Annotated in this window: 20 protein-coding genes and 2 pseudogenes; 8 read left to right on the top strand and 14 right to left on the bottom strand. The window is 70.4% G+C overall.

Annotation, left to right across the window (positions count from 1 at the left end; all coding sequences use genetic code 11):
* Nucleotides 1–1420: NAD-dependent succinate-semialdehyde dehydrogenase (locus GWI24_RS00730; RefSeq protein ID WP_210943863.1), on the bottom strand; the 1420-nt coding region annotated here is incomplete at its 3' end.
* A 175-nt stretch (nt 1421–1595) separates the two neighbouring features.
* Complete coding sequence (locus GWI24_RS00735) at nt 1596–2468, bottom strand: IclR family transcriptional regulator (RefSeq protein WP_210943865.1); 873 nt, start codon at nt 2466–2468, stop codon at nt 1596–1598.
* Nucleotides 2469–2678: 210 nt separating this feature from the next.
* Here GWI24_RS00735 and fae point away from each other — a divergent pair, with 210 nt between their 5' ends.
* From fae to GWI24_RS00770, 7 genes and pseudogenes are all read left to right on the top strand, one after another.
* The gene (fae, locus tag GWI24_RS00740) at nt 2679–3218 is read left to right on the top strand and encodes a formaldehyde-activating enzyme (protein WP_210943867.1); all 540 of its coding nucleotides are present in this window, start codon (nt 2679–2681) and stop codon (nt 3216–3218) included.
* Nucleotides 3215–4327: a mandelate racemase/muconate lactonizing enzyme family protein gene (locus GWI24_RS00745; RefSeq protein ID WP_210943869.1), complete on the top strand. Its 1113-nt coding sequence runs from the start codon at nt 3215–3217 to the stop codon at nt 4325–4327. The genes fae and GWI24_RS00745 overlap by 4 nt, the downstream gene beginning before the upstream one ends.
* Nucleotides 4324–5844: an aldehyde dehydrogenase gene (locus tag GWI24_RS00750; protein ID WP_210943871.1), complete on the top strand. Its 1521-nt coding sequence runs from the start codon at nt 4324–4326 to the stop codon at nt 5842–5844. The genes GWI24_RS00745 and GWI24_RS00750 overlap by 4 nt, the downstream gene beginning before the upstream one ends.
* Nucleotides 5845–5919: 75 nt before the next feature.
* A complete protein-coding gene (locus GWI24_RS00755; protein WP_210943872.1) occupies nt 5920–6855 on the top strand; it encodes an NAD(P)-dependent oxidoreductase in 936 nt (311 codons plus the stop codon).
* 46 nt (nt 6856–6901) lie between these two features.
* Nucleotides 6902–8071 carry an iron-containing alcohol dehydrogenase family protein gene (locus GWI24_RS00760; protein WP_210943873.1) on the top strand — a complete coding sequence of 390 codons (1170 nt, stop codon included), beginning with the start codon at nt 6902–6904 and terminating at the stop codon, nt 8069–8071.
* A gap of 150 nt (nt 8072–8221) precedes the next feature.
* Nucleotides 8222–8800, top strand: a complete 579-nt coding sequence (locus GWI24_RS00765; protein WP_210943874.1) for a carboxymuconolactone decarboxylase family protein — start codon at nt 8222–8224, stop codon at nt 8798–8800.
* Nucleotides 8797–9662 (top strand): annotated as a pseudogene (locus GWI24_RS00770) (RNA polymerase sigma-70 factor). The gene GWI24_RS00765 and the pseudogene GWI24_RS00770 overlap by 4 nt, the downstream one beginning before the upstream one ends.
* 49 nt (nt 9663–9711) lie before the next feature.
* Here the strand turns inward: GWI24_RS00770 and GWI24_RS44705 are convergent.
* The 12 genes and pseudogenes from GWI24_RS44705 to GWI24_RS00825 all read right to left on the bottom strand — a co-directional run.
* A pseudogene (locus tag GWI24_RS44705) lies at nt 9712–9804 on the bottom strand (VOC family protein); the annotation flags it as partial.
* Nucleotides 9805–9827: 23 nt separating this feature from the next.
* Complete coding sequence (locus GWI24_RS00775; RefSeq protein ID WP_210943875.1) at nt 9828–10286, bottom strand: MarR family winged helix-turn-helix transcriptional regulator; 459 nt, start codon at nt 10284–10286, stop codon at nt 9828–9830.
* A gap of 102 nt (nt 10287–10388) precedes the next feature.
* Nucleotides 10389–11252, bottom strand: coding sequence for an SAM-dependent methyltransferase (locus GWI24_RS00780; RefSeq protein ID WP_210943876.1), 864 nt, complete (start codon nt 11250–11252; stop codon nt 10389–10391).
* A gap of 88 nt (nt 11253–11340) precedes the next feature.
* Nucleotides 11341–12597, bottom strand: coding sequence for an amidohydrolase family protein (locus GWI24_RS00785; protein ID WP_374103250.1), 1257 nt, complete (start codon nt 12595–12597; stop codon nt 11341–11343).
* A 14-nt stretch (nt 12598–12611) separates the two neighbouring features.
* Complete coding sequence (locus GWI24_RS00790; protein WP_210943877.1) at nt 12612–13520, bottom strand: UbiA family prenyltransferase; 909 nt, start codon at nt 13518–13520, stop codon at nt 12612–12614.
* Between the two features lie 52 nt (nt 13521–13572).
* Complete coding sequence (locus GWI24_RS00795; RefSeq protein WP_210943878.1) at nt 13573–14562, bottom strand: ScbA/BarX family gamma-butyrolactone biosynthesis protein; 990 nt, start codon at nt 14560–14562, stop codon at nt 13573–13575.
* A 15-nt stretch (nt 14563–14577) separates the two neighbouring features.
* Nucleotides 14578–15582, bottom strand: coding sequence for a nucleoside-diphosphate kinase (locus GWI24_RS00800; RefSeq protein ID WP_210943879.1), 1005 nt, complete (start codon nt 15580–15582; stop codon nt 14578–14580).
* A complete protein-coding gene (locus GWI24_RS00805) occupies nt 15579–16730 on the bottom strand; it encodes an SDR family oxidoreductase (RefSeq protein ID WP_210943880.1) in 1152 nt (383 codons plus the stop codon). Before GWI24_RS00805 ends, GWI24_RS00800 begins: the two co-directional genes overlap by 4 nt.
* Entirely contained in the window at nt 16727–17032 is a 306-nt protein-coding gene (locus GWI24_RS00810; RefSeq protein ID WP_210943882.1) for a phosphopantetheine-binding protein, read from the bottom strand. Before GWI24_RS00810 ends, GWI24_RS00805 begins: the two co-directional genes overlap by 4 nt.
* A gap of 16 nt (nt 17033–17048) precedes the next feature.
* On the bottom strand, nt 17049–18704 hold the full coding sequence (locus GWI24_RS00815) for a hypothetical protein (RefSeq protein ID WP_210943884.1): 1656 nt from the start codon (nt 18702–18704) through the stop codon (nt 17049–17051).
* Nucleotides 18701–20407, bottom strand: coding sequence for an AMP-binding protein (locus GWI24_RS00820; RefSeq protein WP_210943886.1), 1707 nt, complete (start codon nt 20405–20407; stop codon nt 18701–18703). The genes GWI24_RS00815 and GWI24_RS00820 overlap by 4 nt, the downstream gene beginning before the upstream one ends.
* On the bottom strand, nt 20400–23159 hold the full coding sequence (locus GWI24_RS00825) for a phosphoenolpyruvate synthase (RefSeq protein WP_210943888.1): 2760 nt from the start codon (nt 23157–23159) through the stop codon (nt 20400–20402). Before GWI24_RS00825 ends, GWI24_RS00820 begins: the two co-directional genes overlap by 8 nt.
* Before the next feature lie 406 nt (nt 23160–23565).
* Between GWI24_RS00825 and GWI24_RS00830 the strand changes: the two genes are divergently transcribed.
* Entirely contained in the window at nt 23566–24960 is a 1395-nt protein-coding gene (locus GWI24_RS00830; protein WP_210943890.1) for a cytochrome P450, read from the top strand.
* The last annotated feature ends 1 nt before the right edge of the window (nt 24961 follow it).

Genomic DNA, 24961 nt, shown 5'->3' on the forward strand with positions numbered 1-24961 from the left:
CGCGGCCGCCCTCCCGGCCCAGACCCGACTGCTTGACGCCGCCGAAGGGCGCCGCCGGGTCGGAGAGCAGGCCACGGTTGAGGCCGACCATGCCGCTCTCCAGGCGTTCTGCGATGCGCAGGGCCCGGGCCACGTCGCGCGAGTAGATGTACGAGGCGAGGCCGTGCACCGTCGCGTTGGCGCGGGCCACCAGTTCGTCCTCGTCGGCGAAGGTGGCGAGGGGCGCGACCGGCCCGAAGACCTCCTCGTTCATGATCCGGGCGTCCTCGGGGACGTCCACCAGGACGGTCGCCGGATGGTAGCAGCCGGGGCCCTCGGGCACGCCGCCCCGCGCGGCGATCTTCGCGCCATGCCCGACCGCGTCGTCGACCAGGGACCGGATGGACTCCACGGCGGTCCGGTTGATCATCGGGCCGAGAGTGATGCCCTCCTCCAGGCCCGCTCCGGCGCGTACCGCGGTCATGGCCGCCGCGAACTTCTCGGTGAACTCGGCGGCCACGGACTGATGGACATAGAACCGGTTGGCGGCGATGCAGACCTCGCCACCGCCTCGCATCTTGGCGTCCATCGCACCGCGCACCGCGGCGTCGACGTCGGCGTCCTCGCAGACGACGAAGGGGGCGTTCCCGCCCAGTTCCATGGTCACGTTGACGACGTTCGCCGCCGCCTGCTCCAGCAGTTTCCGGCCGGTGGCGGTGGAGCCGGTGAAGGAGAACTTGCGGACCCGCTCGTCGCGCAGCCAGACGGAGACCACCTCGGGTGCGCGGTCGGTGGGCAGCACGTTCAGCAGCCCGTCGGGCAGGCCCGCCTCGCTCAGCAGGGCGGCGATCGCGAGGGCGGTGAGCGGGGTGTCGGGGGCCGGTTTGAGGAGCACCGGGCAGCCGGCGGCGAGCGCCGGGGCGATCTTCCGGGTGGCCATCGCGGCCGGGAAGTTCCAGGGGGTGACGAAGGCGGTGACGCCCACCGGGTGCCTGCGTACGACATGGCGGAAGCCGCCACCGGGTGCGTCGCCGAACGAGGAGCCGATCCGTACCGCCTCCTCGGCGAACCAGCGGAAGAACTCCGCCGCGTAACCGACCTCGGCCACCGCGTCCCGGTACGCCTTGCCGTTTTCCAGGACGATCAGGCGGGCGAGGGTGTCGGTGTGTTCACGCATCAGCGCGAAGGCGGTGTGCAGCACCTCCGAGCGACGGCGCGGTGGCGTCGCCCGCCATCCGGCGGCGGCCTCCTGGGCCGCGTCGACCGCCGCCACGGCGTCACCCGGACCCGCCCCGGACACCTCGCGGATCAGCTCCGCGGTGGCCGGATCGTGCACCGGAAACGTCCGTCCGTCCTCGGCCGCGTACCAGCGGCCGGCGATGAACACATCGCCTTCGGCGAACGGTGCCTTGACGAGGGTTTCTATGCCGGGGAGGTTCATGAGCTGCTCTTTTCTCCGTTCCGAACGAGGGCTGGTCCGGTTCGCGGTGAATTTACGAGCGCGTCATACGGCCGACAAGGCTGCTTCTCGGATCGCAATGGTGGTTGCTGTCAGGGCAACTCACCGCATACGACAGGGAGAGGACGGGCGGGGCGGCCACCCGGCCCGGACGTCCTCAGGTGAGCCGTGCCCGGGGGAACGGGGTGTGCCGCGGCTCCCAGCCCAGCAGCGCGGAGACGCGCGCCGCCGCCTTGGCGGTGGTGCGACCCGCCTGGTCCAGGCGGTCGCCGAGCCGGGACTTGGGCGCCGAGATGTTGATCGCCGCCACGACCCGTCCCCGGAAGTCGCGCACGGGCGCCGAGACCCCGACCAGACCGGCCTCGAACTCCTCGCTGACCCTCGCGTACCCCTTGCGCGACGCCTCCTGGATCAGCGCCCACAGCTCGGGAATCGGCGGGGTGGAGGTGGTGCCGAAGCGGACGTACAGCTCATCGGGCGTGGCATCGGCCAGCAGCACACGCCCGGCCGAGGTCTGCCACGCGGGCACTCCGCGCCCCTCCCAGCCGTGGACGCGGAAGGAGTGTCCGGAGACCGAGAGCAGGGTGAGCACCTCGCGGTCGCTCAGAACACACAGATGGCTGGTCTCCTCCACGTCCGCCGACAGCGCGTGCATCACCGGCTCTGCCATGCGCACCAGCCGGTTCTGCGAGGTCCGCGCGACGAGTGAGAAGAGCCGCCAGCCCAGCCGGTACTCCAGGGTGTCGGGGTCCCGCTCCACGATGCCCGCCGCGGCCAGGGCCTTGAGGGCCCGCGAGACCTGGGTCTTCTCCCGGCCCACCAGCTGCGCCAGGCGTACGACACCGAGTCCGCCGGCGTTCTGGGCCTCGTCGGAAGCGAGCGCCTCCAGCAGGTCGATGTCACGGCGCAGCCCGTGGCCGCGCGGGGCGGTGGTGTCTCCGGGGCCGGAGGAGTCGGCTCGGGGGCCCGCGCCGTGCGGATCGGCGGGGTCCTCGGGGCCGTCGGTGCCGCGAGGGGGGAGGTTCGTCACGCGCGCCATCCTAAGGGCGCGCCCCTGGGAACCCCCAGGTCAGCCGCCGGGTTGTCGGGAGAGCAACCGGCATTTCGATTCCAGCCGGTGCCTTGCGAGGGGGTGGCGGCGGTTCTAGATTCGCCGCATCGGACCGGATGAACTGCGGTGAATGCGAGGTTCATCCCGTCGGTCCGCCGATTCCCCGCTCCCGGAGATCCAGGAGATCCCATGCCATCGCCTTTTGCCCCGACCGCCCTCATCGGCGAGTCCTTCGCCGGGGAGGGTGCCAACGCCGCGCACACGAACGTCGTGATCGGACGCAAGGGCGGACCCGTCGAGACGGCCTGGGCCACGGCGCTGGCCACGCCCAGCGCCGGACACGTCCCGTTCCTGACGATCGTGCGGCCCTCGGTCCCGGTGAAGCCGCTGACGCTGTTCGTGACCAAGGCCGCCGCGGAAGGTGAGCTGCACCAGCGCGCCACGTGGGGCTCCGCCCAGGGGGGTCTGGCGCAGGGCGTCACGGAGGCGGTCCGGGACGGTCTGCTGCCCGCCGAGGAGGCCGACGACCTGCTGATCATCGCCGCGATCTGGGTGAACCCGGCGGTCGACGACCTGGATGTGTCCTTCCGCAACCAGCGCACCGCCGCGTACGAGGCGGTGCGGGCCGCGGTGAACGCCACCCCGACCGTGGCCGATGTCCTCACGGCCGTCGAGGAAGGCCCGGCCAACCCGTTCTACGCCCCCACCTCCGAGGCGCTCGCCCGATGAAGATCACGGACATCACCCTGGACCGGCTGCGGCTGGAGCTGGACCCGCCGTTCCGGGCCGCCTGGGACCCCGAGCCGCGGCGCCACTTCGACGCCACGATCGTCCGCGTCCACACCGACGAGGGGATCACCGGCATCGGCTCCGGTGACCTCATGGACGGCTTCGACACCTACAAGCACCTGTTCGTCGGCGAGGATCCGCTCGACATCACCCGGCATGTCAAGGCCATCGAGACCGCGAACTTCCACGGCGCCTACTACTGGCCGCTGGAGGCGGCGCTGTGGGACATCATCGGCAAGGTCCACGGCCGTCCGGTGGCGGAGCTGTTCGGCAACGCGGCCAAGAAGCTGCCCGCCTACGCCTCCTGCGGTGAGCTCAAATCGCCCGAGGAGCGCGTGGCCACCGCGCTGAAGGTCCGCGAAGCGGGCTTCCGCGCGATGAAGATCCGCATCGACCGCAACCGGGTGGACGAGGGGATCGCCGCGGTCCGCGCGGTGCGCGAGGAGCTCGGCACGGACTTCGAGATCATGGTGGATCTGAACCAGTCGTGGCGCATGGCGGGCGACACCGCGGGCGCCACCGACCTGGCCCGGACCCGCAAGACCATCGCGCGGCTGGCCGAACTCGATGTGTTCTGGGTCGAGGAGCCGCTGCCCTACTGCGACGTGGCGGGCTTCAAGCGCCTGCGGGCCGAGAACCCCGGGGTGCGGATCGCCGCGGGCGAGATGCACCACTCCCCCACCGAGCTGCTGCGCTACCTCGAAGAGGACGCCCTCGACATCTACCAGATGGACGTGGTGCTCGCGATCGGCATGCACCGCGCCCGCACCCTGGCGGAACTGGCACAGCTCAAGCACCGCCACTTCACCCCGCACAGCTGGACCAATGGCATCGGTGTGCTGGCCAATCTGCACGTGGCGGCGGGAGTCGGCGGCGGCCCGTACTTCGAGTTCCCCTACGACCCGCCCGGGTGGACCCCGGAGCGCCGGGACTTCATGCTCGCCGACCCGGTGCGGGTGGGCGGCGACGGCGACCTGGAGGTGCCCGCGCGGCCGGGCCTCGGCATCGAGCTGGACGAAGACGCGATCGACCGGTGGAGGATCACATGACGCACGGCATCGACGCCCTGCTCTCCCGTACGCATGACCAGTGGCTGGCCGCGGCCGACCAACTGACCTTCGAGACAAGGCCGTTCATCGACGGCCAGTTCACCGACGCGCTTTCCGGCGACACCTTCACCAGCCACTCGCCGCGCGACGGCGCGGTGCTCGCCAAGGTGCAGGCGGCCGGCGCCGAGGACGTGGACCGTGCGGTGCGCGCCGCGCGCGGCGCCTTCGAGGACGGACGCTGGCGTGACCTCCCGCCCAAGGAGCGCAAGCGCGTCCTGCTGCGCTGGGCCGACCTGATCCGGGAGAACGCGGCGGAACTCGCCCTCCTCGACACCCTGGAGATGGGCAAGCCCATCACCGAGTCCGTGCGGATCGACGTGGACAAGGCCGCCGAGACCATCGCCTGGTACGCCGAGGCCATCGACAAGACCTACGACGAGGTGGCACCGACGCCGGGGGACGCGCTCGCCCTGGTCACCCGGGAGCCCCTGGGTGTCATCGGCGCGGTCATCCCGTGGAACTACGCTCTGCTCATCGCCAGTTGGAAGCTGGGCCCGGCCCTGGCCACCGGCAACAGCGTCGTGCTCAAGCCCGCCGAACAGACGTCCCTGGCCGCCCTGCGCCTGGCCGCCCTCGCCACCGAGGCGGGTCTGCCGGACGGGGTTTTCAACGTCATCCCCGGACGTGGCGAGGTCGCCGGACAGGCGCTGGGCCGCCACCCCGAGGTCGACAAGATCGCCTTCACCGGCTCGGTGGAGGTGGCCCGGCTCTTCCAGGTGTACGCGGGCGAGTCCAACGGCAAGCAGGTAGCCGTCGAGGCGGGTGGCAAGTCGCCCCAGCTCGTGCTGGCGGACGCCGACATCGAGGCCGCCGCGTCGGCCGTGGCATGGGGCATCTTCTACAACGCCGGGCAGACCTGCAACGCCGGTTCCCGCGTCGTGGTCCACGCCTCCGTCAAGGACCGGCTCCTGGACGCCGTGCGCCGGATCACCACGGACACCTTCCGGATGGGCGACCCGCTCGACCCGGCCACCGTCATGGGCCCCCTGGTCGACGAGAACCAGCTGGCCTCGGTCCTCGGCCATATCGAGCGTGGCGTGGAGGACGGGGCGACCGTGGTGTTCGGCGGTGGCCGCACCCTCACCGAGTCGGGCGGCAGCTATGTCGAACCGACCGTCCTGGACGGAGTGGTGAACACCTCGGCCGTCGCCCAGCAGGAGATCTTCGGCCCGGTCCTGGCCATCGTGTCCTACGACGGCGACACCGACGAGGGGATCCGGCTGGCCAACGAGAGCGACTACGGGCTCGTCGCCTCCGTATGGACCCGTGACGTGGCCGTCGCCCACCGCGCCGCCAAGCGGCTGCGGGCCGGGACGGTCTGGATCAACACCTTCGACGCCAGCGATGTCATCACCCCGTTCGGCGGCTTCAAGGCCACCGGCGCGGGCCGTGACAAGTCCCTGCACGCGCTGGACGCGTACACCGCGCTGAAGACCACCTGGGTCAACCTGGCCTGAACCGGACACGGTTCACGGCCGCCTCCATAACGCCCCTCTCCCCTTACTTCTCTTCTCACCACAGCGAGGACAACGATGAGGATCGGTTTCATCGGCCTGGGCAACATGGGTCGCCACATGGCCCGCCACCTGATCCAGGCGGGACACCAGGTCACCGTGCACGACATCCGCCCCGAGTCCGCCGCGGAGCATGTCGCGCTCGGCGCCGGCTGGGCCGACACGCCCGCCGCGTGCGCGGACGGCGTGGAACTCCTGATCACCAGCCTGCCGACGCCGCGAGTCGTAGAGGACGTGCTGCTGCGCGGTGGCGCCGCCGCGGCCCTGGCGCCGGGGGCCCTGTGGGTCGACATGTCGACCTCGACCCCGGCGGCCGCCGAGCGGATCGCCGCCGAGGTGCTGGACGCGCAGAAGGTGCGCCGGCTCGACGCGCCCGTCTGCGGGATGTCGCACGGCGCCGACTCCGGCACCCTGCAGATCTTCGTGGGCGGTGCCGAGGACGACTTCCGGGCCGCGCTGCCCGCGCTGGAGGCGATGGGCGACCCGGAGCGCATCCTGCACGTGGGCCCGCTCGGCGCCGGTTACACGGTCAAGCTGCTGCTCAACCTGCTGTGGTTCAGCAAGCTCGTGGCCACGTCGGAGGTGTTCGCGATGGGCGCCAAGGCGGGCGTCGACCTCGGCCTGCTGCGTGATTCCCTGCTCAAGAGCTCCGCCGCGTCCTACTTCCTGGAGCACGACTTCATCCGCATCCTCACCGACGGCGACTACGACGACTCCTTCGCCATGGTCCTCGCCTGCAAGGACCTCGGTCTCGCCATCGACCTCGGCCGCGACCTGGGCGTGCCCACCGAGCTGTCGGCTGTGGTGGAGCAGATCTTCCGCCGCTCCAGGACCGAGCACGGCGATCTCGCGGGCGAGATGAGCCCCGTCCGCCTCTACGAGGCACTCGCCGGGCAGGAGTTCCGGCTGGCCATCCAGGCCACCGCGCCGGTGGGCGCGACCGTCGCGGTCTGACAACGAGCGAACGCCACCCCGCCCCACGATGTCAGGAGCCGCACCCATGACCTCTTCCGGGCCCGGCGGTCCCACACCGCTGAGCATCGACCCCATCTGCCGCATCGAGTTCGGCCCCGGCCGCATCGGCCGGCTCCCCGCCCTGATCGCGGCAACCGGCCACGATCGCGCCTTCGTCGTCACCGACCACGGTCTGCGTGCCGCGGGCGTCCTCGAGCCGGTCCTCAAGGCCCTCGAAGCCGCCGGGCTGGAGTACGCCGTCTACGACGATGTGGCGCCCAACCCCTCCACCGCCAACGTCGACGCGGGTGCCGCACGGGCCCGTACGTTCGGCACCGCCGCGGTCGTCGCCCTCGGCGGTGGCTCCGTACTCGACGCGGCGAAGGGCATCGCCCTGCTGGTCGGCAACCCGAGCGCCACGGCGGCCGACGCCGACGACCTCTGGGAGGCGGGCGACGGACTACCACTCGTCGCGATCCCCACCACCTCCGGCACCGGCGCCGAGACCAACGGCTTCGGGGTCATCGAGGACACCGTCGCCTGCCGCAAGGTGTACATCGGCCACCCGTCGGTGAAGCCGCGCGTCGCGCTGCTCGACCCGGAGCTCACCCTGGGTCTGCCCGCGCCCGCCACCGCCGCCACCGGGATCGACGCCCTCGTGCACGGCATCGAGTCGCTCGCCTCGCGCGGCGCGAACCCGATCTCCACCGCCTATGCCACACAGGCCGTGGCCATGGTCAGCCGCGCCCTGCCCGCCGCGTACCGGAACGGCGCGGACCTCGACGCCCGCGCCGAGCTGATGCTGGGTGCCCATCTCGCGGGCCAGGCACTCACCCTCTCCGGGCTCGGGCTCGTGCACGGCATCGGCCATGTGCTGACCGCGCACACCGGCACGCCACACGGCGTCGCCCTCGCCGCCGTTCTCGAGGAGGTGATGGAGTTCAACGCTCCCGCCGCACAGGGCGCCTATGAACAGGTGGCGCGTGCCATGCGCCTCGCACCGCCCGCCGACGGGGACTGGGCGCGGGCGGCCATCGACGGGGTGCGCGAGATCGCGGGCGCCGTCGAGGTGAAGCGCCCCCTGAGGACGCTCGGCGCCGACCGCGCCATGCTGCCCTCCATCGCCGCCGGGGCGGTGGCCGACGCGGTGACGAAGAACAATCCGCTGTCCCCCGATCAGACGCAGGTCCTGAACATCCTCACCACCACATACTGATCGCCACCACATACTGATCAGCAGCCCATATTGATCGCGCGCGCCTGGATCGCGACCCTGACGATCCAGGCGCGTCGTGGCCATGGCTGTCACATCCGCGGACCCGACGGTGTCTTCATGCCGAACCGGCAAACGTAGAAGGAGAACACCATGTCGCTCCGCGTTCCGAAGGCGGAACTCCCCGCCGAGCTCCGCGAGAATCTGCTCCAGCAGCTCGGCGCCGTGCCCGAGCCCGTCGAGGTGCTGTGGAACAACCCCAAAGTGGCCGAGGTGAACCAGGAGTTCTCGGCCGGACTGCACACCTGGGATGCCGCCGACGCGAGCCTCAAGACTTTCGCGCACATGGCCGTCGCGGCCCAGATCGGCTGCGGCTGGTGCCTCGACGTCAACTACTTCCTCGCCCTGAACCAGAACCTGGACCTGACCAAGGCCGGCCAGGTGCCGCGCTGGCGGGAGTCGGAGGTGTTCACACCGCTGGAGCGGGACGTCCTCGCCTACGCCGAGGCCATGACCAACACGCCGCCCACCGTCACGGACGAGCTGTCCGCGCGCCTGCTCGACCGGCTCGGCCCGGCGGCGCTGGTCGAACTCACCGTGTTCATCGCCTTCGCCAACTTCGCGGGCCGGTCCAATACGGCGCTCGGCATCACCTCGCAGGGCTACTCCGACGCCTGCGAGATTCCCCTGGCCGCGCGTCCCGCGCCGTCCGGCGTAGCGTCCACGGCATGACCGAGGATCCGTTCGTCGCCCATCGCAGCCTGCTGTTCACGGTCGCCTACGAGATGCTCGGGTCGGCCGCCGACGCGGAGGACGTGGTCCAGGAGTCCTGACTGCGGTGGGCCGGCGTCGACCGGTCACAGGTCCGTGCCCCACGGCCTACCTCGTCCGCACGGTCACCCGCCAAGCGCTCAACCGTCTGCGGACGCTGTCGCGCCGCCGCGAGGAGTACGTCGGCGAGTGGCTGCCGGATCCGCTGCTGACCAGCCCCGATGTCGCCGAGGACATCGAACTCGCGGAGAGCGTGTCGATCGCGATGCTGACCGTCCTGGAAACACTCGGGCCGGCCGAGCGGGCGGTGTTCGTGCTGCGTGAGGTCTTCGACATGCCGTACGGAGAGATCGCCGGGGCCATCGGTAAGTCCGCGGCCACCGTGCGGCAGATCGCCCGACGAGCACGTGAGCACGTGGCGGCCCGGCGGCCGCGGACGCGGGTGAGCCGGTCGGAGCAACAGGCCGTGGTGGAGCGGTTCCTGGTCGCGTTGCGGACCGGGCAGTTGCGGGAGCTGATGGAGGTCATGGCGCCGGACGTGGTCATGATCACCGACGGTGGCGGGGTGGTGGCCGCCGCCCTGGCCCCGATCCACGGGGCCGACGAGGTGGCGAAGGTGCTCGCGCGCGCGAACCAGGTGGTGGCCGCGTTCGAGACGACGCCCGTATGGCTCAACGGCGCCCCCGCGGGCCGGCTCGCCTTCGACGGCGAGCCGTCCGCGGTGAGCCTCCTGGTGGAGAACGGGCGGGTGGCGCGGATCTACGTAGTGAGAAACCCGGGGAAGCTGACCCGGCTGGACGTACCGGCCGAACTGGCGAGGTAAGCGCACCACTGCCCTGGCGTCGTGTGTTCCGGGCGGTGAGAACCGCCCGTTCGAGGCCGGTGGCCTGCTGATAGAACGCCGCCAAAGCCAGTGGATCGGGGCAGTCGAGTGTGATCGCTGTCAACTTCATCCGCGATGACATGGCACCATCCAAGGCAACGGAAACTAGTGGTGCCGGTCATGCCCGCCCGTGTTGTGGATGAAGCGCTGCAGCACCTTCATGGTCGTCAGGTACTCCTCGTCGGAGATGCCCGCGTGCCGCTCCGCCCACAGCTCGTCCTGGAGGTCCGCGGCCTTGTCGTACAAGGCCCGGCCCTCGTCCGTGATGCCCAGGCGTCCCTCGGCGTCCTCGGTGATCCAGCCCAGGGCGACGGCCCGGTCGATCTCCGCCTCCATGACCTCCGGACCGGTGTCGAGATAGTCGCGGAGAAGGCCGGACACCTCGCCGCGGGTCTTGACGGTGTCGGCGCGTGCGACCTGCGCGATGACCCACCACTGTGGCTGGGTGACCCCGACCCCGGCGAGAGCGGCCCGGATGCGGCTGACCACCGCCTTGTAAGCCGCCCAACTCCAGTACCCGATGGGCTGCTTGAGCAGTTCGGCGTCGCTGTGGGAGTACTCCATGGCCGGCCCTCCGTCGTTGCGTGAACTCGATTGACGATGGGATCGACCGTAGAAGTTCAACCTAAGTTGAAGTCAAGGCGGCCATCTGGCGATGGCGGTCGGTCAGCGGTCGGCCGTCAGCAGACGGACGCGGCCCGTGCCGGGGAGGGCCGGGTCGAACGCCGGAGGGACCGGCCGGGCGTGGCGCTCCGCCAGGTCGGGGAGGGCTTCTTCCGCGGCGCTCCAGCCGTGGTCCGCGAGCCAGTTGGCGGGAGGCTGCGTCATCTCATTCTTCCACAGGGCGGACAGCATGCCCATGATGCCCTCCGGTGAGGCCGACGCCGCCTCCTGGGCCTGGTCGGTGTTCACCATCGACCGGGTGACATGCTCCACCCCGAGGTGGCTGCCCGGCGCGGACAGCGCGGTGATCCGGTCGAGCAGATGGTCCGCGTCGCGCTCGGTCAGGTAGACGAGTATCCCCTCGACCAGCCAGGCCGTCGGCACGTCCTCGCGGAAGCCCTGCTTCGCCAGCAGCGAAGGCCAGTCCTCACGCAGGTCGGCCGCGATCACCTCGCGCTCGCAGCGCGGCTCCTCGCCCTGGAGGACGTGTTCCTTGAAGTCGAGCACATTGGGCTGGTCCAGTTCGAAGAGGCGCGTCCCGTCCGGCCAGTGCAGACGGAAGGCACGGGTGTCCAGGCCCGCCGCGAGCAGGACCGCCTGGCGGCAGCCGGCCGCGCACGCCTGTATGAAGTAGTCGTCGAAGTACCGGGTGCGCAGGGCGAAGTAGTCGCCCATGGCCTCGGTGAACAGCTTTCCCTGCCCCTCGGTCCAGACCGCCTGCTGCTCGGCGCCCGCCGCGTCGACGAAACGCGTGGCCAGGGTGTCATCGAACAGCCGGTCCGGGCGCCGGCTCTCGTCCGCGCGGGTGATGCCCACGAACAGCGCGGTACTGCTGACTCCCGCCAGGCGCTCGTGTCCGTCGGTCACGTGGTCCTCCGTTTCGTGTGGTTGTCTCTCATGTCATCTCTCCCGTTCAAGAGCGTGTCGTCCCTGCTCACGCGCGTGTCGCACCTGCTCATGAGGCGGTGCGCTCGCGGTACGCCGCACGGTCGAAGCGGACGCCGCCGCGCCAGATCGCCTCGATCGACCGGGTGCGGGTGATGTCCCGCGTGGGGTCACCCTCGACGAGGACGAGGTCCGCGCGCCGGCCCGGCGCGATCACTCCGCGGTCGGAGAGGCCGAAGTGCGCGGCGGGCGCCGAGGTCGCCGCCGTGAGCGCCTCCGCCGGAGTCAGTCCGGCCTCCACGAGGAGGGCCAGCTCGGTGTGGAGACTGGCGCCGTGGACGACCGGGCAGGCGCGGTCCGGCCGGTAGTTGGTGTCGGTCCCCGCCAGCACGGGCACTCCTGCCCGGTGCAGACGGGCCACGCTCGCCAGGGCGTGGGTGAAGTGGTGCTCGGGGGACTCCTTCTCCACGCAGAGGCCCTCGCGGCCTTCCGCGATCGCGGTACGGGCGTGATCCGGGAGGTAGGCGACGATGCGCGGATCGGCCGCCAGCGATCGTCCCGTACGGGGCCGGGAGGAGGTCTCCGGGGCGGACGCCTCCAGCATGGCCAGGGTGGGGATGGCGACCCGCTTCTCGTCCGCGGTCCGGCTGACGAACGCGTCGTCCAGAGCCGCTTCCAGCGGAAGGTGCGTCAGCATGTCCACACCGCTGTCCAGGGCGAGTCGCGCGGACCACCCGGCGGACACATGGGCCACGGTGAGCAGGCCACGGCGCCGCGCGGCGTCGGCGAGCGCCGTAACAGTCGCCCGGTCCAGGGCGGGCAGCGACATCCCGTGGTTCGCGCCGTCATCCACGATGACCTTGATGAAGTGTGCGCCCTCCGCCTGTCGCGCGGCCACGAACGCGTCGGCCTCATCGGGCCCGGCCACCGTCGGCAGCAGCGGCATGGCGTGGCCGGGGTGGCCTCCGGGCGCGCTTGCCACCAGCCCCGAGCTGCGCATATCGGCGAGGTCGGCACGCTCGCCCGCCGCCGTGCACAGGGCCTGGGTGAGCTCCGGCGGGCCCATGAACATGTCCAGCTCGGTGGTCACACCGAAGGCCAGCGCCAGTTCGAGATTGCTCTCGGCGCCGAACACATGCGTATGCGCGTCGATCAGACCCGGCAGCAGCGTCAGCCCCGTTCCGTCGATCACATCGGCCGACGCCGACGCATCCGATGCCGCGGCGGGTTCCGTCAGGACGCGGGTGATGATCCCGTCGGCGAACTCCACCGCCCCTGGGCCCAGCATCGCTGTCCCGTCGAAGATCCGCACCTTCTCGATGATCACCGGCCGCACCTCTCTCACCGTCCGATCGCGATCGCTGTGGAGCCGTAGAAACACAGCAGGTTGAAGAAGAGCACAAAGCCCATCGCCGGGAGCATCAGCCCGGATGGCTTCCTCCTCACGAGGAAGCGCCAGGCGCCGAGCGCGGGGAAGACGATGCTCAGCGCCGGCAGCAGGCCCCGCGTCCCGAACAGCAGGAGCCCGAGTGCCACCGCGCCCACGGCGAGAGCGAGGCACACGGCCGCGCTGCCGCGCGGGCCGAGCACCTCCGAGTACAGCCGTGCCTCCGGGTCCCGCCGCCACTCGGTCTTCCGGGCGAACTCGAACTGGAGGAAGGCGCAGGCGAACATGGCCATCAGCGGGACGGCCCGCCCGTCACCGTCGATCGCGTCGCTGGTCAGCAGCGAGACATAGAGGTAGACGGAGAGCAGCAGCTGCACCGGGTAGCTGACGAGGAGATTGGCGATGAGGGCCTCGCCGATCCGCGGCGACCAGCGCTCCAGCGCGACCAGGAACAGCGTGTATCCGAGGGCGAGCAGGATCAGCAGCACGGAGAGGGCCGAGACGAGTGCGTTGAGCACGACGACGACCACCGTGATCAGCGCCATGGCGCCGCGCAGCTCCGCCACCGTGATGGCGCCCGTCACCAGCGGCCGGTCCGGGTTGTGCCGGCGGTCGTACTCCAGGTCCTTCTGCTCATCGACCATGCGGGCGAACAGCAGGGCCAGCACCACACTCACCGCGCGCACCACGGTCGCCCCGGAAGGTGTCCAGTGCGAGGAGGGGCCGGAGAGTGCCTCGGCCGAGCCTTCCAGGGTCAGGGTCCACAGCACGCCGTAGGTGACGTAGATCTGCGGGCGGAACATCCGCAGGACGAAACGGCCCAGCCGGGCCGGCACGCGGGAGGCGGTCAGGACATCGCTCAACGCCGCCACCATCTCCCGGACATGGGACCGTCGAGCGTGCCGGGGGCGGCGGTCATATCGGCCGCGCTTCCGTGGGGGCCGGTGTGAGGCGCAGTTCGCCGTCGGCGATGGCGTGCCCGGCCTGCTTCATGGCGCAGCGCAGAACGGCGCTCGTCCCGTCGTCTTCCACCCGGACGCTCTCGCAGGTGATCGGCAGATCCAGCTCGCCGAAGCCCGTGAAGCGCGCCCTCAGCCCCGTGAGGACGGCCGACGCCGACGGCAGCGCCCCGGTCTCCACGGCGGTGGCGAGGCTCAGCTGCCGGAACGCCTCGAGGGTCAGCATGCCGGGGACATGGTCCAGGGGGTGGTCGAACAGCACGGGGTGGCTGGTGTCGACGAGCAGCCGCGCGGTCCCCATCTCGCCACCGTCCGGCCGGAGTTGGAGCTGAAGCGGGGAGATGACCACGTTCGCGGCGTCCCTGCGGTCGACCAGGGCCTCCCCGATCCGCGGCCCCGGCTCACAGGCCGTGAACGTGGCCTGGACGGGCAGCCCCAGCGTGGCACGCACGTCCTCCCGCGTCGCTTGCCACTGGGCGGGGGTCAACCAGGACATGGAGCCCTCCAGCGTCGCCACCACGCGGTCGCCGATCAGCGCGCTGTAGGACAGCCGCGCCCCCTTCAGGCCCTCGCGGCCACGGAAGCGGCGCACGATGCGGCAGCGCAGCACCACCTCGGTGGGTACGTCGCCCACCGCGAGCGCGGTGATGTCCGCGTCGCGCAGGGCGATGTCCCGCAGGATGAACTTCGTGCCGAACGGGTTCTCGAACAGATCGTGGCCCAGCATGAGGAGCGACTGCCGGACGGCCTCCACCAGGACCATCGGGTCGTAGACGTGGCGGCAGCCCGCCGTGTCCCGGTAGAAGGCGTGTGAGCGGGGTATCTGCACCCCGATGTCGAGGGTGTCCTCGTCCCGGGCGAGCACGCCGGTCAGAAACACCTCGGCCAGGCTCAGCCGATGGACGAGCTCACGCGGCACCGTCTGGCTGAATTCCACCGTGTCCATGCTTCCCCCTCTGTGTTACCGAACCGCCGACCGCGCCAGGCGGTGATGCCAGTCGGACACACTGACTCCACCGAGCACGGGTGCCAGCCCCTTGCGCTTCATGGGCAGGGCATGGGAGCCGACGATCACCGTGTCCCAGGCGTCGAGCGGCAACCCGGCCCGCCAGACGGCTTCGATCAGCCGCCGGTAGCCCTCCTGGTCCCGGGCGGCGAGCCGGGCCGCGCGGAGCTCGTCCCGGACGGCGCCGGGGGCCAGGGATTCCTCCGCCTCCTCCACGGCTCGCTTGAGCCGTTCCGCGGCCGGTTCGAAGGAGAGATCCCGCTCGGGCACCTCGGTGTGCAACCGCTCGCCGAGCTCACGCGCGCGGGCCGACTGGTCCTCGCCCGCCAGCGCGGAGGCGTAGACCCGCTGTCGGAGTGCCGCGCCGAAGTAGATGCCCAACTCCCGTGCCACATCGGCGGGTTCGTCGGGAGTGTGGACGAGGTTGAGCAGATAGCTGTAGCGGCCGGTCGCGTAGCGAAGCTGACCGGGTACCCGGGCCCGCGGGTCGGTCGGGCCCTTCCGCTCGGTCAGGACGACCGACGCGGGTGCGCTCGGCAGAGCCTCGGCCCCGTCGGCGTCCTGGCGCACCACGAGCACCACCGCGTCGCAGGTGTCGGTGAACAGATCGGCGAGACGGCGGCGCTCCGGTGTGGCCAGGTTCCACTGGAAGTACCACAGCGCCCGCACGGTGTTGGGGGTGAGCCGGGTCCGTTCCGCGGCCACGATCCGGAAGCCCTCCCGGGCCAGCCAGTCGACGGTCGTCGGTAACTGCCTGCTGACCACGGCGTCGGGCTTGAGCAGCAGCGCGGCGTGCCGGTGGAGGAAGCCGTCGACGTCGGCGGTGAGGGTGGCGAGCTGTTCGACGCTCTCCAGGAAGTACGTGTCCGAGCCGAAGAGAGTCCGCTTGCGCGGATCGCAGCTGAGGGCCGGGGATATGTCGTCGCCGAAGGGCCGGCCGTTCGTGGTGTCATCGGTCATCGGCCGGCTCCGTTCACATCGCTCGCGGGGCTGGTCCCGTTCGCCGCGGAGGTCCCGTCCGGGCCCGTTATGTTCAGCCGGGCCAGCACCTCGGTGGCATCGGCCGGCGGCGCGCCCAGGTAGCCCGTCTCCAGGCAGTGGTCGATCAGCGCGCGCAGGAAGTCCTGCCCGTCCGCCGGTGGCCTGCGAGTGGCAAGGGCCGCCGTGTGGGAGTCGTCGAAACGCATCCGGCGTCGGAAGTAGCTCTCGTAGAGCGTCATGACACGCTCGTAGTACACCCGCTCCCGGCGGGGCAGCCGCTGGGCGTCGAAGCTCGTCGGCGGGACGAACCGCGGCACGTGGAACGGCGGGTACTCGGCCATCACATCGGAGAAGTCCCTCAGCGTCAGCGGTGCGCCCACCGCATGGAAGGTCCGGCCCGCCGCCTCCTCGAACCGGTGGGTGACCTCGGTGATGATGTCCGCCACATAATCCACGGGCACCAGGTCGAGGCGCGCCTCGTACTGGCCGGGGATGGAGCGGACCTTGCCCTCGGTGGCCAGTTTGAGCACGACGTAGATGTTCTTGTAGTCGCGCACCACGCCGGTGCGCTCGTCACCGACGACGATGCTGGGGCGGACGATCGCGGCTCGCACACCGTCGGCCTGGGCCTTGTGCACCAGGCTCTCGGCCCGGAACTTGCTGTCCTCGTAGGCGTTGGCGAGGCGCTGGCCCTCGTCCAGCTCCGTCTCGCGGATCAGCCCGTCGCGCTCACCGCACACATAGGCGGTTCCCACGTGCACGAGGGGCACGCCGCCGGCGCGGGCCAGCTCCAGGACGTGGGCGGTGCCGTCGACGTTGACCGCCTGGTAGACCTCGTCGGGGAGGCCGAAGTCGGTGATCGCGGCGCAGTGCACGATCCGGTCGAGGCCGTCCGCGACCAGCGCCTGGTACGCGGCCTCGGGCAGGCCGAGCCGGGGCTTGGTCACATCGCCCGGCAGGCAGGTGACGGCGTCCGGCTCCAGCGGGGTGCCGTCGTTGCGTATGACCGCCGGCTGGTTGTGGACCAGGGCGGTGACCTGGTGCCCGGCCGCCACCAGCCGGGCGGTGACCTCCGCGCCGACCAGCCCGGCCGCGCCGGTCACCAGAATCCTCAAGCGCTCCGTCATCGGCCCGCCTCCGCCTGCCGTGCTTCGGTCTCTCGTCGTACTTCTGTCACCAGGCGGACGATGTCGCCGAGCGTGGTGACCGTGGCGGTCCTCTCCTGAGCGAGCTCCCCGAGCCCGAAGCCCTCCTCCAGCGCCAGCGTCAGTTCGATGAGCCGGAGCGAGTCATAGGCCAGATCCGCGAAGAGCTCGGTGTCGTCGGCCAGGGTGGCGCCCCCCGCGGGCGCCATCGCGCCGACGATCGCGTACACCTTGTTCCGCGTCTCGTCCTCGTTCAGCGATGGTGTGCTGGTGCTTGACGTCAACGTTCCTCCCTCAGCGTCAGGTGGTGGCGAGATGCGGCTGCGCGCCACCGCTGGACAGCAGATCGCTCGCCTCGTCGATGGGCAGGTCCGCGTCGAGGTGGGCGCCGAGGCGCAGCCAGTCGTAGCCGATCTCCAGGGTCTGCCGCCATCCGTCCGAGGAGTCGAAGGAGGACGGGAAGCTGTGCGCGCCGATCGTGTGCCGGACCAGGGCGACGAAGTCGTCCAGCGCGGTGAGCGCCGCGCTGCCCTGGGCCCCGGACGCGATCGTGAGCGTTGCGAGGTGCCGGGCCTTCGCCCGGATCTCGTCGGTGTCCGCTCCCGCCGGAAGGAGGGACAGTCTGCGGACGACCTCGGAGTCCGGCGGCAGCGGGTTGACTCCGTATGCGCTGAGCACGCCGCGCAGCGCGGCCCGCAGTATCCTCCGGGCGCTGAGTTCGGCGACGCTCCACTGCTCGCGGTCCAGGGCGCCGGTGAGGTCCTCGCGGGCGTTCTCCACCAGCACGTTGGACCACACGAGGGTCATCGCGGCGGCGCTGAACCGGCGGGCGGGCATGGGCACGAGATCGATGCCCTCCTCACCGCCGACCGCGGCCCCGCCCACGGTGACGATGGGCCGCGCGATACTCGGTGGCGGTGTGACGGGGCCGGACGGGGCGGCCAGCGGCATGGCGGGGACGATCGGGCCGTCGCCCTTCCATGCCACCTTCACCAGGCCGAAGCGGAGGAACTGGGCGATCTGCGGGCCCGCCTGTGGTGCTCCTGACGCGTCCGCCACGGCCACTACGCTCCCCAGGGGCCGGCCGAAGACGACCGAACGCCAGGCCCGCGCCGCGCGGTCACCGAGGACGAACACGTCCTGCTTGTCGCGTACGACATGCACGCGGTCGCCGGTCTGCCAGGTGGTCACCCCGGCGGCCCTGGCCACGGTGATCCGCTCGGAGTCGGGTTCGGCGCCCGCCACCCCCAGATCGGCCGTGAGCCGGACGCCCGCGGTGATGTACTCGGCGGTGTCGAGGCCCGACGCCTCCACCGAGGCGAGCGTCCGATACCGGTCACACAGCGGCTGGTCACCGATGCGGTCCAGCTGCATGGGCAGCCACTTCGGCTCCAGATAGGTCTCTCCCTGCTCCGCCGCCCAGGACTTCACCGCCTGCAGCAGTCCGGCTTCGGTCCATGCCGCGGCCTCCTCTTCCTGGCCGAGTTCCCGCAGGGCGAGCGCGTAGCGGATCGACTGGCGTGCGTGGTGTGCCCACCACTCCCGCATCGTGTCCTGGAAGTCGTCGAGGGACATCAGCCCCTTGACCTTCGCCACCAGGTCCGGATTGCGCAGCGGGAAGCTGTGCAGCAGACGCTGACAGCGGTTCAGCAGATCCTCCGGGACGGCGCCCACGTGGTCGCGCGTGTCGGTCGTGATCGCGGAGAACTGCTCGGCGAGCTGCCGCACCGAGCGGGTCCTGACCTCGACCCGCCGCCCGTCCAGGAACAGGAGCGAGGGCATGGTGGGCAGGTCGGCGTCGCTGTCCGCGATGAGCAGGAAGTCGATGTCGGACGAGGAATTGCCGAAGCCCTCGGCTATCGAACCCTCGAGGACCACAGCGCAGTTGGCGACGGAATGGATCTGCGGAATGGTCTTGTCGAGCAGGTTCTGCAGATAGTCCTCGCTGAGGATCACACGGGCCTCCCGGTCGTGACATGGGCCGTCTCCAGGACGCGCGCGTCTTTGAGGCGGCCCGCTCGCAGCTCTTCCCACATGTGGCGACGTCTCGGCTTGCCGCTGGACGTCTTTCTGATCAGCCCGCTGCGGCCGGTGACGACGGTGATGGCGACGTCGTCACCGAGTGCGCCGCGCAGGACGAGCGTGGCGTCCTCCACCCACGCGCCCTCGGCCTTCTCCGCGAACAGCGTCACCGAGGTGCCACCGGTGCCCTCGACGCCGACGACCGCGCACTTCTCCCGGGCGATCCCGGTCGCGGAGACCACCTTCGCCTCCAGGTCCTCCATGTAGACGCTGCGTCCGCGCGCCTTGAGGCTGTCGCCCATCCGGCCGAGCACGAACAGCTCGCCGCGGTGGAAGAACCCGGCGTCCCCCGTCCTGATGCCGCCGTCGACGAACCGCGTGGAGCCCGTGCGCCCGGCGTGGTAGCCGCTGGTCACCGAGGGGCCCATCACCTCGATCTCGCCGAGGTGGCCGTCCGGCAGGGGCCGTCCATCGTCGTCGACCACCGTGGCGCCCACCCCGTCACCGGGGCCGCCGCAGCCGATCAGCCAGCCGTCCTCAACGTCGGAGGGCGTCTTCGCGGAGCTCGCGAACTCGCCCTCCTCATCGATGGTGACGGGGCCTCCGAAGCGCAGCGTGCCGGTGTCCACGCGCACGGTCGGCGCGGGAGCGTCGGAGGTACGGACGGTCACCGCGAGCGTGGCCTCGGCGAGCCCGTACGACGGAAGGTAGACAGAGGGCGAGAATCCGGCGGGTGCGGCGAGCCTGGCGAAGTGCTCCAGTGCACGGGGGTTGATGGGTTCGGCGCCGACGATGGCATTGCGCCACGCGGTCAGGTCCAGGTCCGCGAGCCGGTCGCCAAGCCGCCGGGCCGCGTACTCGAACGCGAAGGGCGGGGCGGCGGTGTGCGCGGCGACGGCGAAGCACCGCAGCCAGCGGGCCGGATCGCGGATGAACTGCTCGGGGCGCATGAGCCACAGATCGTCCCTCACGCTCACGGGGGTGAGCAGACAGCCGATGAGCCCCATGTCGTGGTGGAGCGGCAGCCAGGAGGCCCCGGCGTCGCCCGCGCGCCAGCCGAGTGTGCTCCGGATCAGCGCGAGATTGGCCTCCAGGTTCGCCCAGGTGACCCGGACTCCGCGGGGCCGGCTGCTGGAGCCCGAGGTGAACTGGAGGAGGGCGAGTTCGCCGGGTTCGCGGGGCTGGATCTCATCGCCGTCATCGCGCCAGATCCACGGCTCGCGGTCGGAGCCCGCGGCGGCCATTACCCGGGCGGCCAGGGGGGCGAGGCCCTCGGCGGTGATGGTGACGGCGGCCTCGGTCTGCCGCAGGATCCCGGCCGTGTGCTCCACGTACTCGGCCTCGGCGGCGAACGCCGGCGGGGGGATGAGGCACACCGTGGCGCCCGCGGCCCAGACGCCGAAGAGCGACGACAGACACGGGAAACCGGTGGGCAGGAGGACGCACACCACATCGCCGGGACGTACCCCTTGTGCCGCCAGTGATCCGGCCACCCGCCGTGCGGAGGCGGCGAGTTCGGGGTAGCCGTGGAACTCCCAGCCGCCTCGGTCGTCGGCGAGGTGGATGCCCCGGCCGTGGAGGTCTCCGGCAGCCGCCCGAGGAGCATCCGTCAGCCAGGAGAGCAGTGCGTTACTCACTCGTCGCGTCCTTCGCCTTCTCGGTCTCGGCCCCGGTGTCCGTTCCGGCCCCGGTGTCGGTTTCGGCCGGGGTGTCGTCGTCCAGGAACGTGATCACCCCCGTGCCGCCGTCCACTCTCAGCCGCATCCCGGTCTCCATCTCCGTGACCGCGCCCTTGACCTGGACGACGGTCGGAATGCCGAGCTCACGGGCGACGATCGCCACATGTGTCAGCGGGCTGCCCCGCTCGATGATGAGTGCCGAGGCGGAGGGCAGCGCGGCGACCCAGCCCGGATCCGTGCGGTAGGTCACCAGGACACCGCCGTCCACATCCACCGGGGTGTCCGTGACAACGGCGCGGGCCTCGACCACACCGGGGCAGGACGGGGTGCCCCGCAACTCCCGGACGCCGGTGCGCGCCACGCCGCCCTTCACAAAGCCGGCCCGCTCCAGATTGCCCCGCCAGTAGGCGGCCCCACGGGTGGTGAACCGGGAGGGCGCGGACAGCTGCTCGTCCTCGGTCTGCTGACGCTTGCGCAGCTCCACGAGGCCGCGCAGATCGGTATGCGCCGTCGTGCCCTCGTAGGCACCTCGCAGCTCCTCGAGGCGCAGGAAGAAGACATCGTTCCAGTGGTCGATCGCCCGCATCCTGGCGAGATCACGGCCCATGGCGCGCAGCATCCGCTTCGCCGAGCCGAAGGCGCGGGTGCGGCAGAATCTCAGCCGCTCCCGGTTGTAGAGGGAGGTTTGTGCCTTGCGGCGGACGACGTTGTAGAGCATCCGGCGCGGCCCGCGCAGGTGCTCGTCCAGATAGGCGTCGGCCTTCTCGCCGGAATTGGTGTCCACCTCGGGCAGCGCGGCACGCACCATGGCGAACAGGGTCGACGGGTCCTCCCGCAGATCGGGCACTTCGAGCTTGAGCTCATCGAGGCTGCGGTAGCCGTACGCGGCGACGTACTCGTCCACCGAGGCGAGGAACGCGGTGTGGCCGCCGTCGCGCAGCGCCTGATAGGTGTCCGCGGCCGGGGTCTCCTGGATGACGCGGCTCAGTTCGGCGTCGTCACGGACGGTGGCGGCGAGGGCCGACAGCGCACGGGCGGGTTCGATGGACTCCACCCGGGAGCCGGGGCTGGCGGCACTCCAGGTGAGCCACTCGGGGGCGTCGGGCAGCCAGCCTCTGTTCAGCAGGGCGAGTGCGCCGATGGACCAGAGAATCGTCGCGTCCAGGGTCTGCATCGGACCCCACTTCTCCAGCAGATCCTTCTCCAGGGCGCGGAATCGCCGGTAGACGTCCTGGCCCTCCATCGCGTCGTAGTCGACGTTGTCGAACTCCTCGTACGCCTTGTAGAAGTAGGCCATGAAACGTTCGACAGAGCGGTTCATGGTGAGGAAGCGGCGTACGAAAGCGGCCACCGTCCTCGCGCGGGACAGCCGACCGCGCAAGGAAGAAGAGAAGGTGTACGGGTAGATGGTCTCGGCCATTTCGTCGTCGAGTGGCTCCTCGACGCCGATCGCGACCTCCAGTACTTTCCTGTTGAGTTTGTACAGTGGCGCGATCCGTACCATCCGGTACCAGTGGAGCAGGTTGTAGTACACCCGGCCATGGAAATAGCCGAGCATATGGGGAGCCCATTCCTCGATCTCGCGCAGTGCGGCGGGCGGGACCCGGAGACCTCGGGCGTAATATTCGTAGACCCTGCCGTAGACATTGGCCGCGAAGCTGTAGGTCAGCGGTGAAACGATTCCGGAAAAGCTCTCGATGATGTTGGCGTTGTCCCAGATCCGGAGTTCGCCTTCGCTTGGCCCTAACTCATCCTCCGATGGCTGGATCGCATCCGGCAGCGCGGTGATCGGGCGGGCCTGTAAAATCCACAGAGCGTCGTCCGTGAGCGCCCACTCGATGTCCTGCGGAGTGTCGAAGACCGCCGCGATGCGCGCCCCGGCCTCGTGCAGCCGCGCTATGTCCTTCGGCTCCAGCGACAGCTTCTCCCGGTCGGCCCGCTCCACTTCGGCGACCAGATATCCGGAACCCGCCGGATCCAGGTGATAGCGCTCCTGCTTGTCGCCGAGCACGGTGTCGTCCACCGCGCCCGTGGCGCCGTCGAGAACGACGGTGTCGGCGTCCACCGCGCCCGAGACCAGGCCCTCGCCCAGTCCGTACACGGAACTGATCACATACTGCCGCCGATTGCCGGTCACCGGGTTGGCGGTGAACATGACGCCGCTGCGCTCGGCATCCACCATGTCCTGCACCACGACGGCGATGCCCGCGTCACGCAGCGGCAGCCCGTGCCGCAGCCGGTAGTGCAGCGATCGCTCGGAGAACGCCGAGGCCCAGCACTTCTTGACGTGCGCTGTCACCTCGGGGAGCCCGGACACATTGAGGAAGGTGGCGAACTGTCCGGCGAAGGAGAGCTCCGCACCGTCCTCCTCGACGCCGGAAGAGCGCACCGCGACCCGGGGGCGCCCCACATGCGCATACGCTTCTTCGACGACCGACGCGGCGTCGTCGCTCAACTCCCCCGACTCGATGATTTCGGCCAACTGCCGGGAGATTCGGTTCACATTGTCCTGGGTGACCCCGGCGAGCAGATCCTCGATGCGCCCCGCCTCGTCGAGCGCGGCGATGAATTCCTCGAACACATCGAGCCCGACGACTGCCCACCGGGGGACGGCGAGCCCGTTCCTGGAGAGCTCATGGAGATTCTTCCCCTTCCCGCCCGCCAGCTTCGCGGCCTCACCTGGGAGGCTGTCGTCGACTATGGCTCGCATCGGTTTCCTTGGCCTCCGGGCACGCGTCGCGAAACACACCCCGCTTGATCACGAGGAAGTTTCACCGTACCCCACGGGTCTGGCGATTGCGATCCTTCCCCCCTCTTTTGCAAGGCCACTTCATGACGTCTTGATTCAAGACGCCCTGACGCTTTGGCTGGTTGCTACGTATTTCCCTAGCGATTGCCGACCCACCACCCCTGGCGCTCGGCGTTCGCCGAGGGTAGTAGTGAGCTGGTAACGCTAGGATCCTTGCCATTGCTCCCGCCCCGTTTCCTGCCCCCCCACGCCCTTTGTTCTCCCCGGCCGGTGGCGAATCCCTGGTGGGTCGCACTGTGGCCACCAGTGGCCACTGCCCCGTGGACGCCGGAGAACTGAGTGAACGCTGGACAACTGGAGAAAACCGATGTCCCTCCTTCCTCCCGGCTCCCGGCAGCCCGCCCTTCTGCAGACCATGCGCATGCGCGACCCGGTGAACTACTTCGCGTCACTTCGGCGGCGCTACGGTCCGGTGTTCCGCATGAAGCTGATCGGCTTCCCGCCCCAGGTGGTGGTGTCCACCGCGGAACTCGCCGCGGAGATCTACGGCACGGACGGCGACGGCAACCGGGCCGGGGCGCTGCGCGCGGGATACGTGCCGTGGCTCGGCGACTATTCGCTGTTCACGAACGACGGCGAGCCGTGGTGGCGGCACCGCAAGCTGCTCAGCCCGGCCCTGCACGGCCGGTCCATCGCGAGCTACCCGGACCTCATCGCCGAGATCGCCGCGGAGGACATCCGGACGTGGCCGCTCGGCAGACCGTTCGCGCTCCAGGAGCATATGCAAGCCATCACGCTGGAGATCACCCTGCGGCTGGTCTTCGGGATCCGCGACGTCACCCAGCTGACCCGGCTGCGGGCGTTACTCCTTACCCTGTCCAAGGCCAGTGGCTCCCCGCTCCTGTTCCTGCTGCCCGCGCGGCTGCGGGCATGGGCGGAGAAGTCGCCGCTGGCGATGCGCATACCGGTCCTGCCGACGACCCGCACCATGAAGGCCAGCGCGGCCGTGGACGAGATCCTCTTCGCCGAGATCGCCCGGCGCAGGGACGAGGAGGACAGCGATGCCACCGATGTGCTGGGGCGGCTGCTGCAGGCGCGGGACGACCAGGGCCGCTCGATGAGCGACCAGGAGATCCGCGATGAGCTGCTCACCCTGCTTGAGGCCGGACTCGAGACCACGGCGACCGGCCTCTCCTGGGCCTTCGAACGGCTGATGCGCTCCCCGGAGATACTGCGGCGGCTGCGGGAGGAGTTGGAGCGGGGCGAGGACGACAGCTACCTCGAAGCGGTCGTCAAGGAGGTGCTGCGGCTGCGTCCGGTGATCACCGGCTCGGGGCGACTGCTGGACAAGCCGCTGCGGCTGGACGGATACGAGATTCCGGCCGGATGGGTGGCCATCCCCATGTTCTCGCTCATCCACCAGGACAGCGAGGCGTATCCGGACCCCGAGGAGTTCCGGCCGGAGCGGTTCCTCGGTGAGGGCGCCCAAGCGGCACAGAAGTCATTCCTGCCGTTCGGCGGCGGCCGACGCTACTGCGTCGGCGCGCAACTCGCCATGATGGAGATGAAGGTGATCATTCGGGAGGTGCTGCGGAGGGTGGAACTGACCGCCGCCGACCCCGCGCCGGAGGCCCAGCGCATGTGGCATGTCACCCTGGTCCCGGGAAAGCGCGCCGTCGCCGTGGCCCGCGAACAGCCCCTGAACCCCGCGCCGTTGAGCGAGGAGCCGAGGTGCCCCGTACACCCGGCCCCGTCCGAATAGC

Source organism: Streptomyces sp. MK37H, from assembly GCF_018035285.1.
GTDB lineage: Bacteria > Actinomycetota > Actinomycetes > Streptomycetales > Streptomycetaceae > Streptomyces > Streptomyces endocoffeicus.

Coding starts and splice junctions, on each gene's coding strand:
- fae (WP_210943867.1), top strand. CDS start 2,679: ATGCCATCGCCTTTTGCCCCGACCGCCCTCATCGGCGAGTCCTTCGCC.
- GWI24_RS00745 (WP_210943869.1), top strand. CDS start 3,215: ATGAAGATCACGGACATCACCCTGGACCGGCTGCGGCTGGAGCTGGAC.
- GWI24_RS00750 (WP_210943871.1), top strand. CDS start 4,324: ATGACGCACGGCATCGACGCCCTGCTCTCCCGTACGCATGACCAGTGG.
- GWI24_RS00755 (WP_210943872.1), top strand. CDS start 5,920: ATGAGGATCGGTTTCATCGGCCTGGGCAACATGGGTCGCCACATGGCC.
- GWI24_RS00760 (WP_210943873.1), top strand. CDS start 6,902: ATGACCTCTTCCGGGCCCGGCGGTCCCACACCGCTGAGCATCGACCCC.
- GWI24_RS00765 (WP_210943874.1), top strand. CDS start 8,222: ATGTCGCTCCGCGTTCCGAAGGCGGAACTCCCCGCCGAGCTCCGCGAG.
- GWI24_RS00775 (WP_210943875.1), bottom strand. CDS start 10,286: ATGGAGTACTCCCACAGCGACGCCGAACTGCTCAAGCAGCCCATCGGG.
- GWI24_RS00795 (WP_210943878.1), bottom strand. CDS start 14,562: ATGGACACGGTGGAATTCAGCCAGACGGTGCCGCGTGAGCTCGTCCAT.
- GWI24_RS00800 (WP_210943879.1), bottom strand. CDS start 15,582: ATGACCGATGACACCACGAACGGCCGGCCCTTCGGCGACGACATATCC.
- GWI24_RS00805 (WP_210943880.1), bottom strand. CDS start 16,730: ATGACGGAGCGCTTGAGGATTCTGGTGACCGGCGCGGCCGGGCTGGTC.
- GWI24_RS00825 (WP_210943888.1), bottom strand. CDS start 23,159: ATGCGAGCCATAGTCGACGACAGCCTCCCAGGTGAGGCCGCGAAGCTG.
- GWI24_RS00830 (WP_210943890.1), top strand. CDS start 23,566: ATGTCCCTCCTTCCTCCCGGCTCCCGGCAGCCCGCCCTTCTGCAGACC.